At 60.6% G+C, this 15,263-nt stretch carries 13 protein-coding genes; 6 read left to right on the forward strand and 7 right to left on the reverse strand.

The window, feature by feature from the left end; genetic code table 11:
• The first annotated feature begins 20 nt into the window (after nt 1-20).
• Nucleotides 21-1,448, forward strand: coding sequence for an ATP-binding protein (locus FFI16_RS02475; RefSeq protein WP_201024761.1), 1,428 nt, complete (start codon nt 21-23; stop codon nt 1,446-1,448).
• A gap of 37 nt (nt 1,449-1,485) precedes the next feature.
• On the opposite strand, the gene FFI16_RS02480 is transcribed toward FFI16_RS02475, so the two are convergent.
• Nucleotides 1,486-2,415: an AraC family transcriptional regulator gene (locus FFI16_RS02480; RefSeq protein ID WP_138814012.1), complete on the reverse strand. Its 930-nt coding sequence runs from the start codon at nt 2,413-2,415 to the stop codon at nt 1,486-1,488.
• 328 nt (nt 2,416-2,743) lie between these two features.
• Here FFI16_RS02480 and FFI16_RS02485 point away from each other — a divergent pair, with 328 nt between their 5' ends.
• Both FFI16_RS02485 and FFI16_RS02490 read left to right on the forward strand, forming a co-directional pair.
• The gene (locus tag FFI16_RS02485; protein WP_138814013.1) at nt 2,744-3,085 is read left to right on the forward strand and encodes an antibiotic biosynthesis monooxygenase family protein; all 342 of its coding nucleotides are present in this window, start codon (nt 2,744-2,746) and stop codon (nt 3,083-3,085) included.
• A 41-nt stretch (nt 3,086-3,126) separates the two neighbouring features.
• Complete coding sequence (locus FFI16_RS02490; protein ID WP_138814014.1) at nt 3,127-3,372, forward strand: hypothetical protein; 246 nt, start codon at nt 3,127-3,129, stop codon at nt 3,370-3,372.
• A 65-nt stretch (nt 3,373-3,437) separates the two neighbouring features.
• Here FFI16_RS02490 and FFI16_RS02495 read toward each other — a convergent pair whose 3' ends face one another.
• Nucleotides 3,438-4,070, reverse strand: coding sequence for a flavin reductase family protein (locus FFI16_RS02495; RefSeq protein WP_138814015.1), 633 nt, complete (start codon nt 4,068-4,070; stop codon nt 3,438-3,440).
• Nucleotides 4,071-4,262: 192 nt separating this feature from the next.
• Here FFI16_RS02495 and FFI16_RS02500 point away from each other — a divergent pair, with 192 nt between their 5' ends.
• Nucleotides 4,263-5,018 (forward strand): hypothetical protein, encoded by a 756-nt coding sequence (locus tag FFI16_RS02500; protein ID WP_138814016.1) that lies wholly within the window; start codon nt 4,263-4,265, stop codon nt 5,016-5,018.
• Nucleotides 5,019-5,135: 117 nt separating this feature from the next.
• On the opposite strand, the gene FFI16_RS02505 is transcribed toward FFI16_RS02500, so the two are convergent.
• The 4 genes from FFI16_RS02505 to FFI16_RS02520 form a co-directional block, all read right to left on the reverse strand.
• Complete coding sequence (locus FFI16_RS02505) at nt 5,136-6,455, reverse strand: MFS transporter (RefSeq protein ID WP_138814017.1); 1,320 nt, start codon at nt 6,453-6,455, stop codon at nt 5,136-5,138.
• A gap of 277 nt (nt 6,456-6,732) precedes the next feature.
• On the reverse strand, nt 6,733-8,058 hold the full coding sequence (locus FFI16_RS02510; protein WP_138814018.1) for a sigma-54 dependent transcriptional regulator: 1,326 nt from the start codon (nt 8,056-8,058) through the stop codon (nt 6,733-6,735).
• The gene (locus FFI16_RS02515; RefSeq protein ID WP_138814019.1) at nt 8,052-9,818 is read right to left on the reverse strand and encodes an ATP-binding protein; all 1,767 of its coding nucleotides are present in this window, start codon (nt 9,816-9,818) and stop codon (nt 8,052-8,054) included. Before FFI16_RS02515 ends, FFI16_RS02510 begins: the two co-directional genes overlap by 7 nt.
• 237 nt (nt 9,819-10,055) lie before the next feature.
• Nucleotides 10,056-11,579, reverse strand: a complete 1,524-nt coding sequence (locus FFI16_RS02520) for a fumarate hydratase (protein ID WP_138814020.1) — start codon at nt 11,577-11,579, stop codon at nt 10,056-10,058.
• A gap of 214 nt (nt 11,580-11,793) precedes the next feature.
• Here FFI16_RS02520 and FFI16_RS02525 point away from each other — a divergent pair, with 214 nt between their 5' ends.
• Nucleotides 11,794-12,726, forward strand: coding sequence for an iron-sulfur-binding ferredoxin reductase (locus tag FFI16_RS02525; protein ID WP_138814021.1), 933 nt, complete (start codon nt 11,794-11,796; stop codon nt 12,724-12,726).
• A gap of 30 nt (nt 12,727-12,756) precedes the next feature.
• Entirely contained in the window at nt 12,757-13,506 is a 750-nt protein-coding gene (locus tag FFI16_RS02530) for an enoyl-CoA hydratase-related protein (protein ID WP_138814022.1), read from the forward strand.
• Between the two features lie 183 nt (nt 13,507-13,689).
• On the opposite strand, the gene pyk is transcribed toward FFI16_RS02530, so the two are convergent.
• Nucleotides 13,690-15,141 (reverse strand): pyruvate kinase, encoded by a 1,452-nt coding sequence (gene pyk, locus FFI16_RS02535; RefSeq protein ID WP_138814023.1) that lies wholly within the window; start codon nt 15,139-15,141, stop codon nt 13,690-13,692.
• Between the last annotated feature and the right edge of the window lie 122 nt (nt 15,142-15,263).

Here is a 15,263-nt window from a genome sequence, read left to right on the forward strand (position 1 = left end):
AGCGCCGCCGGCGTTTTCCGGTGCCGCGCTCACTGCTGGGGCGCATGTTACTGCTGACCTTGCTGGTGGTGCTGTTTGCCCAGGCGCTGTCCAGCGTGATCTGGGTTTCGCAGTTGCGCGCCACCCAGCTCGAAGGCCTGGTGACCAGCGCGCGCAGCCTGGCGCATTCGATGACGGCCAGCGTGAGTTATTTCCGTTCGCTGCCGGTTGCCTATCGCCCGTTGGTGCTCGACCAACTGCGCAGCATGGGCGGCACGCGTTTTGTGGTGACCCTCAACGACCGCCCACTGGACATGCAGATTTTGCCGCAGACTCCGCGCAAGCAGGCGGTGCTGCAGGCCGTGGACGAAGTGCTGCGCCAGACCCTGGGCAGCGACGTGCTTATCTCGGTGGAATTCGTCAGTGCCGAGGACCTGCGTATTTTCAACGCGGGCCTCAAGCTCGATGAGCTGCCGCGTTCCTGGGCACATTACGCCCTGACCCTGGAGCCGGTGAACCCGCCGGTGCTGGTCACACAGATCCAGCTGGCACCCGGCGAATGGTTGTACATCGCCTCGCTGCTGCCCGAGCCTTACACCAGTTTGGAAGAGCAAGGCCTGCCGTCGCAGCAAGTGTGGTTTATCGTGCTGACCAGCGGTTTCCTGTTGCTGTTTATCGGCCTGCTGGTGCACTGGCAAAGCCGGCCGCTCAAGCGCCTGGCCCGCGCAGCGCGGGACATGTCCCTGGGCGCCGACGTAGAGCCGGTTGCCGAAGGCGGCGGCAGCGAAGTGGTGGAAGTGGGCCGTGCGTTTAATGCCATGCGCGAACGTATCAGCCGCTACCTCACCGAGCGCAGCCAACTGTTCAGCGCGATTTCCCACGATTTACGCACGCCGATCACGCGCCTGCGCCTGCGCGTGGAGTTGCTTGAGGACGAAAACCTGCAAGCCAAATTCGGCCGCGACCTGGATGAGTTGGAATTGCTGGTCAAGGGCGCGCTGCAATGCGTCAAAGATACCGACATCCACGAGAACATCGAGCCGGTCGACCTCAATCACGTGCTCGATTGCCTGGTGGAACCGTACCTGGCGCCGAACGGTAACGGCCGCATCACTCAGCACGGCCGGGCGCTGACCCCCTATCCGGGCAAACCGCTGGCGCTCAAGCGCTGCATCGGCAACTTGATCGACAATGCCTTGAAATACGGGCAGAACGCGCATTTGCATATCGAGGACGATGGCGTGGAGTTCATCCTGCATGTGGATGACGAAGGTCCGGGTGTACCGGAGCAGCGTTTGGAGCAAGTCTTCGAGCCGCACTTTCGCTTGGCCGGCCAGCAGCAGGGTTATGGCTTGGGCCTGGGCATCGCGCGCAACATTGCCCACAGCCATGGTGGGGAAGTGAGTTTGCAGAATTTGCGCGAGGGTGGTTTGCGGGTGACCCTCCAGTTGCCCCGAACTCTGGACTAATGTGGGAGCTGGCTCCCACATTTTGATCCCGGTTGAGTCAGATACTCTGGCGCAGCCGGGCCAGATCCCGCAGCGGTGGCGCGCCGAATAACCGGCTGTACTCACGGCTGAACTGCGACGGGCTCTCATACCCCACCCGATACCCCGCTGCCGACGCTTCCAGCCCTTCGGCAATCATCAATCGCCGTGCTTCCTGCAGGCGCAACTGCTTCTGGTATTGCAGCGGACTCATCGCCGTAATCGCCTTGAAGCGATGGTGCAAGGTCGAAACACTGAGGTTCACTTCCTTGGCCAGGTCATCAATGCGCAGCGGCAGTTCGAAGTTGCCGTTCAACCATTTGATGGCCTGGCTCACGCGATGGCTCTGACTGTTGGCCACGGCGATTTCATACAGCCGATAACCCTGCGGGCCACGTAACAACCGATAGAGAATCTCGCGATTGATGAGCGGCGCGAGCATCGCGATATCTTTGGGTGTGTCCAGCAGGCGCGCCAGGCGCAGCACGGCGTCGAGCAACTGGTTGTCGATGCGATCAACGTACATGCCACGCGATGTCGGCCGCGAGGGCACGCCCATCGGGCCCGCCTCGGCGATCAGCGCGGTGAGCTGGGCCGGGTCGATGTTGATGCGCACCGACAGGTTGGGGTCTTGCGGCGTGGCGTCGATGATCCGCCCGGCGACCGGCATCGCCACCGAAAACACCAGATAATTAAGCGGGTCGTAGGCAAAGATTTCGTCGGCCAGGCGCACTTCTTTGCTGCCGCTGGCCAGGATGCACAAGGCGGGTTCGACCAATACCGGCATGAAATCGCGGGGCGTGTTGTGGCGGTTCAGATACAGCGAGGTAATTGCCGTGCCGTAGGAGCCATCTTCCCAGGTATGACGGTGAACAATGCTGGCCAGCTCGGCGCGTTGTTTTTCCATCTCGGCATCGAGGGGCATTGGCTTGGTTTCGGGCGACGACATAAGGCGTCCTCTACTGACTGCGTTGGTGGGCCAAGCTTAGCGGCGGCTTTTCAAAAAGTGTTACGTCGATTCTGCACAATCCTTGCCTGATCCTGCGATAGGGCGTGAATCAGGCAAGTGCAGGGCCTGTCATCTGCCTGAAACACGGAGTATGCGCATGGAATAAATCCTGGGGGCCAGACGTCTTATCTACGCTTCTCGCAGGATTGTGCAATAAGCCTGCAGGAATCGACTAACTGCGCCCACCTTCGCGCCGCTATCTTTGATCCTGTGGCAACACGCCCTCACAGTGCTTGCCGAGCATCACTTCTCAACGGGAGAGTCGAACATGTCCACCCCCATTCCCGCGAGCCATATGGCCTTTATCCGTGCCCGTACCGGGTGCAGCACCGAACTCGGTGCACGCTTGAGCAGTTTGATCGAACCGGGCCGTCAGGCTCAGGGTTGCCTGCAATTCTCGTTGCAGCATTCCCAGATCGATCCCGATGTATGGCTGGTCTCGGGCTTCTGGAGCAGCGAGCAGGCGATGAGCGCCTACTTCAGTTCCCCTGCCTTGATGATCTTCACTGAGCTGTTGAACGACATGGTAGTGCGCAGCATGGACTTCCAGACCTTCACCGACGCATCCGCCGCACACGCTTACGGTGAGTACCTGCAACTGGCCGGTTAGCGGTTAGAATGGCCGACTTTCCATTGGCCAGGACCTGCAACATGGCACGTAAACAATTTGCCCACCACGAAGCCGTTTCCGCCGTAGTACCGGGTGAAGGGGGCTACAGCGCTGCCGTCGCCGTCAAGGCACTCGATGGCATGGGCGCCCCGCAGTTTCACAAGATCCTGGATGGCCAGAAGTTCAAGACCGCCTCCGATGCCGACGATGCAGCGACGCTGCAACTTGAATGTTTGGTTGATGTGGACGAGGAAGGTCAACTGACTTGGGCAACAGCCGCTGATTAATCGACAGCACCGAACCAAAATGTGGGAGCGAGCAAGCCGGCTCCCACATTTGGACTGCATTTCAATCAGGGTTTTGTGGCGCCTGGGCGATACATTTTGAACAACGCCTCCGGCCCCAGCTGGAAGTAATCCGCCGGCCCACCACCACGCAAAATCGGCTCAGCGGCCGCCGTGTCGTAAACCCCATCCTTGAGCAGCCACTTGGCAATGTGCACGGCAACGACCTCACCGAGCACCAGCCAGCTCGGCACCAATTCTTTGTCAGCACGCTGCAGCTGAATGATCTGCGTCACCTTGCATTCAAACGACACCGGGCTTTCGCCCACCCGTGGCACCGCGACGATTTTCGAGGCCACCGGCGTCAGGCCGGATAACTCGAATTCATTCACGTCTGGCGATACGGCCGCGCAGCTCTGGTTCATCTGCTCGGCCAGCGGGCGGGTTGCCAGGTTCCACACGAACTCGCCGGTCTGTTCGATGTTGTTCAGGCTGTCTTTGCGCCCGACACTGGAAAACCCAATGATCGGCGGAATGTAATTGAACGCGTTAAAGAAACTGTAGGGCGCCAGGTTCAGGCGGCCCTCGCCGTCGTGTGACGAAATCCAGCCAATCGGCCGTGGCCCTACGATGGCATTGAACGGATCATGGGGCAGGCCGTGGCCGTTGGCGGGTTCGTAGAAATGGATATCGTCGGACATGGGCCAATGTTCCTGCTACGCGGTTGGGGAGGCCGTCATAGTGCAATCCAGGGCGATGAATTTCCATCGTCCGTATGCAATTTTCATTGATTACCCACCTATTTTTCACAGCCGCACGTTCAGTCTGCGCGCCAGGTCGATACCCCTCTAAGTCGGCCGATTGAAAGACTGAGCTACGGAGCCTTCTCGCACATGAACAAACTTCCTCAGATCACCCTGGCGTTCTGGGTCATGAAAATCTGCGCAACAACCCTGGGCGAAACCGCCGGGGATTTGCTGTCGATGACCCTTAACGTCGGTTACGCCATCAGCTCGATGATCCTGATCAGCGTGTTTCTCGTCACGCTGCTGACACAGCTCTGGTCGAAAACCTACAACCCGGTGCTGTACTGGATCGTAATCCTGTCCACCAGCACGGCCGGCACCACCATGTCAGACTTTATGGACCGCACGTTGGGCCTGGGCTATGCGGCAGGGTCGATGATCCTGATCGTAATCCTGATGATCATCTTTGCACTGTGGCGCTTGAGCGGCGACTCGCTGAACGTGAACAAGGTCCAGACCTTTCGCGGCGAGCTGTTTTACTGGATGGCGATTCTATTTTCCAACACCTTGGGCACCGCGTTGGGCGACTTCCTGGCGGACGATTCGGGGTTGGGCTTTGCCGGTGGCGCCTTGCTGATCGGCTCGGCGATTGCGGTGGTGGTCGCACTCAAATACTTCACACAGATATCGTCAGTGCTGCTGTTCTGGGTGGCATTTGTGCTGACCCGCCCGTTTGGTGCAACCCTAGGCGATTTTCTGACCAAACCCTCTGAAAAGGGCGGGCTGGATTTCGGCACCGTTGGCTCATCGGCGGTGCTGGCGGCAGTGCTGGTGGTGATGATTGCCGGGGCGGCGTATGCGCAGCGTCGGTATGGGCGACGCGAGGTGGCGGAGCTGTCCTGATTCAAAATGTGGGAGCGGGCTTGCTCGCGAATGCGGAGTATCAGTCGCCTAAAATATTGACTGACAGAACGCTTTCGCGAGCAAGCCCGCTCCCACATTTTTTACCGCGTTAAATCTTTAATCGGTGGTGATACGCGAGTGTTTACGCGTGTCTTTCATGGTCACGTAAACCACCAGCGACACCGCGATACATGCAGTCACATACCAGTAGTAACCCGTCTCCATGCCGATGTTCTTGAACCACAGCGCAATCACTTCAGCCGTACCGCCGAAGATCGACACAGTCAGCGCATACGGCAGGCCCACGCCCAGCGCACGGATCTCGGTTGGGAACAGTTCAGCTTTCACCACCGCGTTGATCGAGGTATAGCCGCTGACGATGATCAGCGCCGCCATGATCAGGAAGAACGCACCCCACCAGCTTTGGATGGTGTGCAGGGTGGTGAGGATCGGCACGGTGAACAGGGTGCCGAGGATGCCGAAGGCGATCAGGATCGGCCGGCGGCCAACCTTGTCCGACAGCCCGCCAACCAGCGGTTGCAGGCACATGAACAGGAACAGTGTGGCGGCCGAAATGGTGGTGGAGTCGGAGATGCTCATGCCGACCGTGTTCACCAGATATTTCTGCATGTAGGTGGTGTAGGTGTAGAAGGCCAGGGTGCCGCCCATGGTCAGGCCGACCACGGTCATCACTTCCTTGGGGTGACGCATCAAGGTGCGCATTGCGCTTTCCTTGGCTTTTTCCTTCTTGGTGAACGACTCGGTTTCTTCCATGCCGCGACGCAGGAACAACGCGACCACCGCGCACAGCGCGCCGATGGCGAACGGGATGCGCCAGCCCCAGGCATACAGCTGCTCGGTGGTCAGCACTTGTTGCAGCACGATCAATACCGCCAGGGCAATGAGCTGGCCGGAGATCAGGGTCACGTACTGGAAGCTGGAGAAGAAGCCGCGACGCTCTTTGGTCGCCATCTCACTCAGGTAAGTGGCCGAGGTGCCGTACTCGCCACCGACCGACAGACCCTGCAGCAAACGTGCAAACACCAGCAGGATCGGCGCGCCGATGCCGATGGTGTCGTAGCCCGGCGTCAGCGCGATCAGCAGCGAGCCGAAGCACATCAGCAATACCGAGAACATCAACGCTGCCTTGCGCCCTTTGTAGTCGGCATACAGGCCCATCAGCCAGCCACCGATCGGGCGCATGATAAAGCCCACGGCAAAGATGGCAGCGGTGTTCATCAACTGCGCGGTGGAGTCGCCGGCGGGGAAGAAGGTCTTGGCGAAGTACAGCGAGAAAGCGGCGTAGACGTACCAGTCGTACCACTCGACCATATTGCCGACGGAGCCACTGAAGATCGATTTGATGCGGCTGGAAGTGGTGCGCTCTTTAGCCGGCACAGCCGCCGACCCCAGAGGCAGGGCGTTGGAGTTATCCATTGAAGGATCCTTCATCTAGTTGTTTTTATGGAGCCGCACGAAAGCAGCCTGGTTTGGGCTATAGCAGGAGCTGTGCCAAACAGATGAAGGCCCGGAATAGAAGGGTTACAAGATTTTTTTGAGCGGAAAGTCGCTGATGGTTTTGCAGTAGTGAGCGGAAATCCGCTTATGGCAGCTGGTGTCATCGCAGGCAAGCCAGCTCCCACAGGAGCGCGCATTCCAACTGTGGGAGCTGGCTTGCCTGCGATGGCGTCTTCGAAAGCGCCATCGAAAATAGCTACAGAAACATCTCCCGCACCAACCCATGCCGCTGCATCTTTTCATTGAAGGTGCGACGCGGCAGTTGCAGCTCGGCCAGCACCGCCTTGATATCGCCTTTGTGCCGCGTCAACGCAGCCTTGAGGCAATGCGCTTCGAAAGCTTCCTGCTGCGCCGCCAGGGATTGCCCGGCCTCAATGCCTTCCGGCTCCGGTTCACCCAGGCCCAACACCTGGCGCTCGGCGACGTTGGCCAGTTCGCGCACATTGCCCGGCCAGTCATGGCTGAGCAGGCGCCCCAGTTGCGCACCGCTCAACGGTTCGACGCTGCGGCCCAGGCGCTCGCCAGCACTTTGGGCAAAGTGGTCGAACAATAGCGGGATATCTTCGCGGCGCTCGCGCAAGGGCGGCAGGCGCAGTTGCGCAACGTTCAAACGGTAGGCCAGGTCTTCGCGAAAACGCCCGGCGCGGGCCTCTTCGAGCAAGTCGGGCTTGGTGGCGGCAATGATGCGCAAGTCCACATGAATACTTTGGTTGGAGCCCAGCCGCTCCAGTTTCTGTTCCTGCAATACCCGCAACAGTTTGACCTGCTGAGCCAACGGCATGCTTTCGATTTCATCCAGGAACAGCGTGCCGCCGTGGGCATACTCCAGCTTGCCGATGCGTTTGCCCTGAGCGCCGGTGAACGCGCCGCTTTCGTGGCCAAACAACTCGGCTTCAAACAGCTGCTCGGGGATCGCTGCGCAGTTGAGTGCGACAAAGGGCTTTTTGGCCCGTGGGCCAAAATCATGCAGGCAACGGGCGACCAGTTCTTTGCCGCTGCCGGTTTCGCCACGAATCAGCACATTGACCGGCAAGCTGGCCAGGTCCAGTACTTGGCGACGCAGGGTCTGTAAACCACGCGACACGCCCAAAAGGCTCGACTCCAACTGCGCCCGATGGTCAGCCTGTTGGTGCAGTCGACGGTTTTCCAGGATCAGCCCGCGTTTGTCCAAGGCGCGGCGCAGGCTGTTGAGCAGTGCGTCCGGGCTGAAGGGCTTTTCCAGGAAGTCGTAGGCACCGTCGCGCATGGCTTCCACGGCCATCGGCACATCGCCATGGCCGGTGAGCAAGATCACCGGCAAGTCGGCGTCACGCCGCTGCACTTCGGCCAGCAGCTCCAGGCCGCTGAGGCCGGGCATGCGCACGTCGCTCAAGATCACCCCGGGAAAATCCTTGGGCAGTTGCGCCAGGCATTCTTCGGCGCGGCTGAACAGCTGCACCGCAAACCCCGACAGGCTCAACCATTGCTCGACGGCGGTGCGAATACTCGCCTCGTCATCCACCACAATCACCGCGTTCAACATAGGTCAGGCGTCTCCAGCGCGATAGGCAAGGTCAGGGTAAATACCGCGCCGTCGCCACGGTTGCCGGCGAGCAGGCGCCCGCCCAGTTCATGCACGATGGCATAGGACACGGCCAACCCCAAGCCAAGCCCGTCGCCCACAGGTTTAGTGGTGAAGAAGGGATCGAACACGCTGTTCAGATGATCTTCGGCAATCCCGCCACCGCTGTCGCTGACGGTCAGTCGCCACAGCTGTTGGTCGGCGTGCAGACGGATTTCCAGGCGTTTGCGCGGCTTGTCAGCCATGGCGTCCAGCGCATTGCGTAACAGGTTGATCAGCACTTGTTCCAGACGGATCGCGTCACCGCGTACCCAGGCGGGGCGGCTCAGGTCCAGCACCACACCAATGGCTTCGTCGCGCAGTCGGGCATCGAGCAGGTGCAGGGATTGGTCGACCACCGTGGCCAAGTCCAGCCGTTCGCGCAGGCCGCTGGGGCTCTTGCGGGCGAACGTTTTAAGGTGGCCGGTGAGCGCCGCCATGCGTGTGAGCATGTCGTCCAGCGGGGTGAGCGCCTTATAGGCATCGTCCACGCGGCCGTGATCGAGCAGCAGGCGCAAGGTCGCCAATTGCATGCGCTGGGTGGTCAGCGGCTGATTGATCTCATGGGCGAGGGCGGCGGACATTTGCCCCAACGCCGCCAGCTTGGCCGACTGCACCAGGCCATCTTGCGCGGTGCGCAGCGCCTGGGTGCGTTCTTCGACAAGCTGTTCCAGCTCTTCGCGGCTGCGCTGACGCAAACGCGCCAGGCGCCAGCGTTGGTTCAGGAACAGCACCAGGAACACCAGCGCCAGCCATGAGCCGGCGGCGGCAAGGCCGGCATTGCGTTGATCTTCAAAGGCGAACTGCGGTTTGCGCAGCAGGTGCAAGGTCCAGCCTTCGGCTTTGAGCGGCAAAGATTCCCAGATGTAATTGGCGTTGCCGTCGGGGCCTTTAACGCGCATCAGGTGGCTGTTTTCGTCAAAGCGCTGCAGCGTTTGAGTGTCCAGCGGCTGCAGCTGTTTCTTGTCGTATTGGCGAGTCGCCTTGAGTTCGGCAAGGTCACTGGCCGATAAGGGGCGCAAGTTGCGGTAACGCCATCCCGGCTGGTTGGCGATAAACACGATGCCGCGCGCGTCGCTGACCAGCAGCAGGTCGTTGCCCTGAGCCCATTCGCGCTCAAGTTCGGGGAATTCCAGCTTCACCACCATGGCGCCGAGGAACTGTTCGTGCTCATCGACCACGGCGCTGGAGAGGAAATAACCCGGAATACCGGTGGTCACCCCTACCGCATAAAAACGCCCGGTGCCCTGGCTCAAGGTCTGGCTGAAATACGGACGAAACGCGTAGTTGTGCCCGACATAGCTGCTGGGCAGGTTCCAGTTACTGGCGGCCACGGCCAGGCCGTTACGGTCCATCAGCTCCAGGGTGGATGACTGCGCGGCGCCGTTGATGCGCTCCAGCTTGCGGTTGAGCAGGTCCTGGGTGGCGGTATCCAGCGGGGCTTTGAGGGCGCTGATCATTTCTGAATCCAGCGCCAGTACGGCGGGCAGGGCACGGTAACGTTCTATCAGGGTATGCAAGGAATTGGCATACAGCGCCAGTTGCTGGTTGGCGCGAGCGGCGTCATCCACCAAGGCCTGGCGTTCGGCATGGCGGGTGGCCAAGGCGGCGGCCAGCACGGCGCCGGCGATGATCAACAGCGAGTAGAAAGTCAGGCGCAGAGGGCGTGGGATCACGATCATACGGTGATGAACAGGCGCGATAAGGGGCAAGCACCATAGCATGAGTAGGATTGTATTTTGTGGCGAGCGCGGCTTGTGTGGGAGCGGGCTTGCTCGCGAATGCGGTGTATCAGTGACAGATAAATTGACTGACCCACCGCTTTCGCGAGCAAGCCCGCTCCCATATGACCGCGGACACAATAAAAAAGGCGACTGGGCCGTGGGGCCGCAGTCGCCTTTTTTCTTACGGGGAAGCGCTTACTGCACTTCTACCGCCAGGCTTTCACTGATCTTTTTCTGCCAGATGGCAGGACCGGTGATGTGTACGGATTCGCCCTTGCTGTCCACCGCAACGGTGACCGGCATGTCTTTGACGTCGAACTCGTAGATCGCTTCCATGCCCAATTCGGCAAACGCGACAACACGCGACTTCTTGATGGCTTGCGCAACCAGGTAAGCAGCGCCGCCCACGGCCATCAGGTACACGGCCTTGTGGTCCTTGATCGCTTCGATCGCGGTAGGGCCGCGCTCGGATTTGCCGATCATGCCCAACAGGCCGGTTTGCTCGAGGATCTGACGGGTGAACTTGTCCATCCGCGTGGCCGTGGTCGGGCCAGCCGGGCCAACCACTTCTTCGCGCACCGGATCAACCGGGCCGACGTAGTAGATAAAGCGACCCTTGAGGTCCACCGGCAGGGTTTCGCCCTTGTTGAGCATCTCGACCATGCGCTTGTGCGCAGCGTCGCGGCCGGTGAGCATCTTGCCGTTGAGCAACACGGTTTCGCCCGGCTTCCAGCTTTGTACTTCTTCCGGGGTCAGGGTGTCGAGGTTGACGCGGCGGGCCGATGGGCCGGCTTCCCAGACGATTTCCGGGTAAGCGTCCAGCGATGGTGCTTCCAGCGACGCCGGGCCTGAACCGTCAAGCACAAAGTGTGCGTGACGGGTGGCGGCGCAGTTGGGGATCATGCACACCGGCAGCGAGGCTGCGTGGGTCGGGTAGTCCATGATTTTCACGTCGAGCACGGTGGTCAGGCCACCCAGGCCCTGGGCGCCGATGCCCAGTTGGTTGACCTTCTCGAACAGCTCCAGACGCATTTCTTCGATACGGTTCTGCGGGCCGCGCTTTTTCAGCTCGTGGATGTCGATGGATTCCATCAACACTTCCTTGGCCATTACCGCCGCTTTCTCGGCGGTGCCGCCAATGCCGATGCCGAGCATGCCCGGAGGGCACCAGCCGGCGCCCATGGTCGGAACGGTCTTGAGCACCCAGTCGACGATCGAGTCGGACGGGTTGAGCATGGCCATTTTCGACTTGTTCTCGGAACCGCCGCCCTTGGCTGCCACGTCCACTTCCACGGTGTTACCCGGGACGATGGAGTAGTGGATCACCGCCGGGGTGTTGTCCTTGGTGTTTTTACGGCTGCCTGCCGGGTCGGCCAGGATGGAAGCGCGCAGGACGTTTTCCGGCAGGTTGTAAGCCTGGCGCACGCCCTGGTTGATCATGTCGTCCAGACTCATGGTCGCGCCGTCCCAACGCACGTCCATGCCTACGCGCACGAACACGGTCACGATACCGGTGTCCTGGCAGATCGGGCGATGGCCGGTGGCGCACATGCGCGAGTTGATCAGGATCTGGGCGATGGAGTCACGGGCTGCTGGCGATTCTTCGCGCAGGTAGGCTTCGTGCATGGCCTGGATGAAGTCAACGGGGTGGTAGTAGGAAATGAATTGCAGGGCGTCGGCAACGCTCTGAATCAGGTCGTCTTGCTTGATCACGGTCATGAGTCGCGCTCCTCTATAAGGGAACATTCAATAAAGGTGGCTTCAGTGTTGCATCGGTCGGCTGAAGCCACCTTTCCAAGGCACGCCAATGGTGCAGGCGCGACGCTAAAAAGGCGCGGCAGTATAACCCGACGCGGTGGCCGATACACCCGACTATGGTCAAACTGTCGCAGGCATGATTCCCTGTGCGGGTCCCTTTTGATTGAGCCTTTATATGCCTGAACTGCACGTCGGCGAACGCCACTGGTCGGTAGCCACCGGCAGCAACCTGCTGGATGCCTTGAATCTGGCGGGTGTGACCGTGCCCTACAGTTGCCGGGCGGGCAGTTGCCATGCGTGCCTGGTGCGTTGCCAGGGTGAGGTTGTTGATAAGCAGCCCGATGCCCTGAGCCCGGCGCAACGTCAGGACGGTTGGCGTCTGGCCTGCCAGTGTGAGGTTGTCGCAGATTTACAGGTTGAAGCATTTGACCCGCTGCGCGACGGCTTGCCCGCGCAAGTAGTGGGCGTCGACTGGTTGAACCCCGAGGTACTGCGCCTGCGCCTGCAACCCGAACGCGGCCTGCGTTACCGCGCCGGGCAGCATCTGGTGCTGTGGGCAGGTCAGGTGGCGCGCCCGTATTCGTTGGCCAGCTTGCCTCAGGAAGACCCGTTTTTGGAGTTTCATCTCGATTGCCGTCTGCCTGGTGAATTCAGCGATATTGCCCGGCAACTGCAGGTGGGTGACAGCCTGCGCCTCGGCGAATTACGTGGCGGGGCACTGCAATATGACCCTGACTGGCAGTCGCGGCCACTTTGGCTGCTGGCGTCGGGCACCGGCCTCGGGCCGTTATGGGGCGTGCTGCGCGAGGCGCTGCGCCAGGATCACCAAGGCGCCATCCGTGTGATTCACCTGGCTCATGATGCCGATGGGCATTATCTGGCCGAACCCTTGGCGCAATTGGCTGCGCAGCACGCGAACCTGACTGTGGAGCTGTGGACGGCGGCTGAGTCGGCCCAGGCATTGGCGCAACTGCGGCTTGTTTCGCGGCAAACTCTGGCCTTACTCTGCGGGCACCCCGCCAATGTCGAAGCGTTTTCCAAACGCCTGTTCCTGGCGGGGTTGCCGCGCAATCAACTGCTGGCCGATGTGTTCCTGCCGCGTTGTTGAGCGCTGACTTTTCCAGCCGCGAGATTCGCCATGACCGACGCCATCCTGCTGCAACGCGAAGGCGGGCTGCTGACCCTGCAGCTCAATCGCCCTGACAAGAAAAATGCCCTGACCCGCGCCATGTATACGCAACTGGCCGAGGCGCTGGAGCAGGCTGATGCGGACTCAGCTATCCGTGCGGTGCTGATCCAGGGCAGCAATGAGTGTTTTACCGCCGGCAACGACATCGCCGACTTCCTCGAACAGCCGCCCAGTGATCTGGACAGCCCACCATTCCACTTCATGAAAAGCCTGCTCAATTGCCGCAAACCGGTGATCGCGGCGGTGGCGGGTGCGGCGGTCGGTATCGGTACCACCCTGTTGCTGCATTGCGATCTCGTCTATATCAGCCGCGATGCGCGCTTGCGCATGCCTTTCGTCAACCTGGGGCTGTGCCCGGAGTTTGGCTCCAGCCTGATCCTGCCTCGGCTGCTGGGGCATGCGAAAGCGGCTGAACTGTTGCTGTTGGGCGAAGGCTTTACCGGTGAGCAGGCGGCGGCGTGGGGGATTGCGACTGAGGCGCTGGGCAGTGGCGAAGCGGCTTTGGCCAAGGCTCGGGAGGTTGCGCAGCGTTTTGAAAGCCTGGCGCCGGATGCGGTGCAGGTCAGCAAGCAGCTAATGAAAAGTGTCGATCGTGAACAGTTGCGGCAGGTGATTGAGGAAGAGGGGGCTTTGTTTGTGCAGCGTTTGAAGTCACCGGAGGCGATTGCGGCGTTGTCGGGGTTTATCACCCGGCGCTGAAGCTGTGTTGAATGGGCGGGCCCCTTCGCGAGCAAGCCCGCTCCCACACTTGAATGTATTCGCAGATCAAAATGTGGGAGCGGGCTTGCTCGCGAAGAGGCCATTGAATTCAACCCATACGTTCGCCTGAAACAAAAAGCCCCGCCATTCACATGGCAGGGCTTTTGTTTTTCAGCGTGTCACTCAGAACTGCGGGTCGCCCACGTGCAGGATCTTCATGCCATTGGTGCCACCGGTGGTGTGGTAGCTGTCGCCCTTGGTCAGGATGACCCAGTCGCCTTTCTCTACGACGCCACGCTTGACCAGTTCGTCGATCGCCTTCTGGCTCACTTCGTTCGGTGCCAGCGAAGCCGGATCGAACGGAATGGTGTACACGCCACGGAACAACGCTGCGCGGGCCTGGGCTTCGCGGTGCGGGGTGAACGCGTAGATCGGTACCGACGAACGGATACGCGACATGATCAACGGCGTGTAGCCACTTTCGGTCAGGGCAATGATCGCTTTAACGCCCGGGAAGTGGTTGGCGGTGTACATGGCAGCCAGGGCGATGCTCTGGTCGCAGCTTTCGAACACTTTGCCGATACGGTGGCTGGAGGTCTTGCTGGTCGGGTGCTTTTCAGCACCGACGCAGATACGCGCCATGGCCTGTACGGCTTCCAGCGGGTAAGGGCCGGCAGCACTTTCAGCCGAGAGCATCACGGCGTCGGTGTAGTCGAGCACAGCGTTGGCCACGTCGGACACTTCGGCACGGGTCGGCATCGGGTTCTGGATCATCGACTCCATCATCTGGGTCGCCACGATCACGGCCTTGTTGTGGCGGCGTGCGTGCAGAATGATCTTCTTCTGGATACCGATCAGCTCGGCGTCACCGATTTCCACGCCCAGGTCACCACGGGCAACCATCACGGCGTCGGATGCATTGATCAGGGCGTCGAGGGTTTCGTCATCGGCCACGGCTTCGGCGCGTTCGATCTTCGCCACCAGCCAGGCGGTGCCGCCGGCTTCGTCGCGCAGTTTACGGGCGTATTCCATGTCAGCGGCGTCGCGCGGGAAGGACACGGCGAGGTAGTCCACTTCCATTTCGGCGGCGAGCTTGATGTCGGCCTTGTCTTTTTCAGTCAGGGCCGGCGCCGTCAGGCCACCGCCGCGACGGTTGATGCCTTTGTGATCGGACAGCGGGCCGCCGATGATCACGGTGCAGTTCAGCTCTGTCGAGGAGGCCGTGTCGACGCGCATGACCACGCGGCCGTCGTCCAGCAGCAGTTCGTCGCCGACGCCGCAGTCCTTGACCAGGTCCGGGTAGTCGATACCGACGACTTCCTGATTGCCTTCGGTCAGCGAGTGGCTGGTGGAGAAGGTGAACTTGTCACCGATCTTCAGCTCAATGCGCTTGTTGGCGAATTTGGCGATACGGATTTTCGGGCCTTGCAGGTCACCCAGCAGTGCCACGAAGCGGCCGTGCTTGGCGGCCAGGTCACGCACCAGCTTGGCGCGAGCCTTGTGCTCGTCCGGGGTGCCGTGGGAGAAGTTCAGACGGGCAACGTCCAAACCAGCCAGAATCAGCTGTTCGAGGACTTCCGGCGAGTTACTGGCCGGGCCAAGGGTGGCGACGATTTTGGTACGACGGACGGACATGCACAGACTCCTGAGTTCAAGCGCTGGGGAAGGCTACTATGCTCTTTGGTTGTAGTCATTGTTCGTTTGCACTACTTATCGAAGATTCGCTTGTTTTCGCTCCAATTGAATAGATGAACACC

Source organism: Pseudomonas sp. KBS0710 (assembly GCF_005938045.2).
Taxonomy (GTDB): domain Bacteria; phylum Pseudomonadota; class Gammaproteobacteria; order Pseudomonadales; family Pseudomonadaceae; genus Aquipseudomonas.